Raw genomic sequence first — 883 nt, 5'->3', positions numbered from 1 at the left:
GAGAAGGACATTCCGATTTTGATGGTTTCCGCTAAAAAGGAAGACATCGATAAAATCCGCGGCCTTGGTCTCGGCGCCGATGATTACATGATCAAGCCTTTCAGCCCTAGCGAGTTGGTAGCGAGGGTCAAAGCGCATCTTGCCAGGTACGAAAGGCTGATGGGGCGGCGAGAAGCGAAGAACGACGAGGTTCGTATTCGCGGTTTGATGATTGACAAAACAGCGCGCCGCGTTTTTGTGAATGAGCGGGAGGTCGTTTTTACGACCAAAGAATTCGACCTGCTCACACATTTGGCGATGAATCCGAATCGAGTGTACAGCAAAGAGCAGCTATTCGATCTCCTCTGGGGCATGGATGCCATGGGCGAAATCGCGACAGTGACGGTACATATCCGGAAGCTGCGCGAGAAGATTGAGCAAGATCCTTCGAATCCGCAGTATATTGAGACGATTTGGGGCGCGGGATATCGGTTCCGTATTTAATAATGAAGCCTGGAAAGAGTGCATGCTCTGGAAGGGCTTTTTTTCGTATTAGGAGGACGATGTTTGATTGTCTGTCTCAGCCGAATAGAAGGTAAATCTACCGTTAATCGGAGCTACGGCGGCTCAGGAAAGGGAATAGCAGCAGAAACTCCATCTAAAGTTTCGGTTGGAGAAGGAAGTTGCTTGATTTGGTGATATTAGCGTCAGATTACATTTAATTGGGATATAGTGGAACAGATGAGGAAAGTAGCAGGAGAAATCGGCGTTATTTACAAATTGCTCCGCTCAAATGTGCTCTACAGAGCGAAAAAGACTGCGATTACTCCCCATACTGGGGAAGCATATGCAGTCTTTTTGCTATAGATAATGGAGGTTACAAGTTTTCCAGTCGTTACAGAGA

Annotated in this window: 1 protein-coding gene; it reads left to right on the top strand. The window is 47.3% G+C overall.

Features of this window, described 5'->3' with window-relative positions; genetic code table 11:
- Positions 1-483: winged helix-turn-helix domain-containing protein (locus AC1DUA_RS39305; protein ID WP_477504835.1), on the top strand; the 483-nt coding region annotated here is incomplete at its 5' end.
- Positions 484-883 lie beyond the last annotated feature (400 nt).

The organism is Paenibacillus sp. 01T422 (genome assembly GCF_056398785.1).
Note: the sequence above shows the minus strand (reverse complement) of the source record. Positions and strands in the feature narration are given on the sequence as shown.